We start from the raw sequence: 2,146 nt of genomic DNA, 5'->3' as shown, positions 1-2,146 counted from the left end.
AGGGGTGGGGCGTGAACTCGGACAGCCCGAAGGGATGGTCCACCTCGCAGGTGATCACCTCCGCAGTCCCGTCGCGCATGCGCAGTGGCCAGGGATGGCCGGCGTTGACGAGCTGGGCCTGACCGGTTCGGAGATGGACGCGCAGCAGCTGCCCGGTGGCGTGACCGTGGCCGTGGGCGATCAGCGCATGGTCGGCCCGGTGGGCCTGCTCGGCCAGGCCCGCCCCTGCGCGGCGGGCGCCGCGCAGGGCGCTCACCAGGACCGTGGCGGCCAGGGCGGCATCGATGTCGTGGCCCATGGGGTCGGTCACCGACACATGCAGGGTGTCGCGGTCCAAGGCGTAGTCGAAGGTGTCACCGCTGAGGCCTTCGGAGGGCTCCAGGCTCCCGCAGAGCGTGAACTGCGCCGCCTCGCACGACAGTGACGGGGGCAGCAGCTGGTACTGGATCTCTGCCGCAAGGCTGGGGGGTACGGAGCGTTTGCCCCAGGTGTAGAGGTCGGTGAAGCGCCCGTTGGCGATCACGATGTAGGCCAGGAGGTGGGCGGCTTCCCCGACCGCGTCAAGGACGTCGTCGCGGGGGTCGGCCGGCAGGAGCAGTTCCAGCAGCCCGATCGCGTCTCCCCGGTTGGTGACCGGCATGATCACCCGATGTCCGTGGTCGGCCGCCTCGTGATGCAGCCGCTGGGTACGAACCACTTCCTCGTAGACGCTGCCGAACAGGGGGATCCGCTCCGCTTCCCGGCCACTGTCCGCGGGGACGGTGGACAGCCGCGCCACTGCCTTCCCCGTCAGATCCACAATGAGGAAAGACACCTCCGTGGCCCTGAAACGTCGCCTCAGGTCCTCCGCGACCACGTCGACAGCGTCCACCGGTGCCGCCGTCTCCGCCGCCGTCAACACCCGAGGAAGACCACTCTGTCCACGACGCACGGCCGCAGCCCCTTCCATCACCCCCTACTACCAGCATCGGAGCCGTCACAAAGTACGTCAATCCGTGAGCAGTGACGTTGAGCCGGGGGAGGTCCATGGGGTCGCCGTAGCGGCTGACGGGTCCACCGCTGTGTCCATGGTCGCCGCCCAGCCCACCCGACCCCACGGGGACCTGACGCTGACGACGCCCTGGGGGACGTCAGCGATCTGTAAGAACATCAAATCCCTTATGTCCGCTTCGAGTTCGTAGGGTGAGTGGGGTGATCGAAACATCCCCTTCCCCTGTGGACGTCGTGCCGTCGTGCCTCGACGAAGCCGAGGCCCTGCCCTGGGTTCTGGAACGGATCCCGCCCAGTCGGCGTGGGATCGTCGTCGACAACGGGTCCACCGACGGTTCCGCGGACATCGCCCGTGCCCTCGGGGCATACGTGGTCCACGAGCCGCGGACTCTCGCACAGCAGCCTGTGACGGGAGCCGTGCGATGACCGTCACGTCGGGCCCGGCCATCTTGCTCGTCATCGCCAAGGAGCCGGTACCGGGGCGGGTCAAGACGCGCCTCACCCCGCCCTACACGCCGCAGGAGGCAGCCGCACTGGCCGAGGCGTCCCTCTCCGACACGCTCGACGCGGCACTTCGGGTGCCTGCCCGGCGCCGGGTCCTCGTGCTCGACGGAAAGCCGGGTCGATGGCTGCCCCGGGGCTTCGATGTCGTCCCGCAGGTCTCCGGAGAACTCGACGAACGGATCGCGGGCGCCTTCGCCGTCTGTGACGAAGGTCCCGCGTTGCTGGTCGGCATGGACACCCCACAGCTGACTGCGGATCTGCTGGCCGACATCGGCCGGGACGGCCACGACGCCTGGTTCGGGCCGGCGGCCGACGGCGGCTTCTGGGCCCTGGGCCTCGCCGAGCCCTCCCGCGCCGGGTCTCTGGTGCGAGGCGTTCCGATGTCGACTGGCCGCACCGGCGAGATCCAGCGCCACCGGCTCCTCGACGCGGGCCTGTCGGTCCGTGACCTGCCGCTCCTGCGCGACGTCGACACCGCGACCGACGCCGCCTCCGTCGCGGGCCTGTGCCCGCCCGGATCCCGCTTCGCCGCCGTGCTCGCCTCGCTTGCGGAGGTCGCCCGGTGAGCGGCACCGCGATCAGAACCGCCGATGCGACGGCGACGGGACCACAGCCGCGGTCCCTCCGCCCGCCCGCACAGCTCGGCGCCTCC

2 protein-coding genes and 1 pseudogene are annotated in these 2,146 nt (G+C 70.5%); 2 read left to right on the top strand and 1 reads right to left on the bottom strand.

Going from position 1 to position 2,146, the window contains the following annotated elements:
* A partial coding sequence (locus tag JF597_RS54190; protein ID WP_294014488.1) for a PP2C family protein-serine/threonine phosphatase occupies window positions 1-871 on the bottom strand: 871 nt, incomplete at its 3' end.
* Window positions 872-1,191: 320 nt separating this feature from the next.
* Between JF597_RS54190 and JF597_RS54185 the strand changes: the two are divergent.
* Window positions 1,192-1,377, top strand: a pseudogene (locus JF597_RS54185) (glycosyltransferase); the annotation flags it as partial.
* A gap of 35 nt (window positions 1,378-1,412) precedes the next feature.
* Window positions 1,413-2,060, top strand: a complete 648-nt coding sequence (locus tag JF597_RS54180; protein ID WP_294014486.1) for a DUF2064 domain-containing protein — start codon at window positions 1,413-1,415, stop codon at window positions 2,058-2,060.
* The last annotated feature ends 86 nt before the right edge of the window (window positions 2,061-2,146 follow it).

The organism is Streptomyces sp. (assembly GCF_019510245.1).
Classification (GTDB): domain Bacteria; phylum Actinomycetota; class Actinomycetes; order Streptomycetales; family Streptomycetaceae; genus Streptomyces.
This window is presented reverse-complemented; position numbering and strand designations above follow the sequence as displayed.

What these genes read in the sequence shown, in the direction of transcription:
- JF597_RS54180 (WP_294014486.1), top strand. Translation starts at nt 1,413, where the DNA reads ATGACCGTCACGTCGGGCCCGGCCATCTTGCTCGTCATCGCCAAGGAG.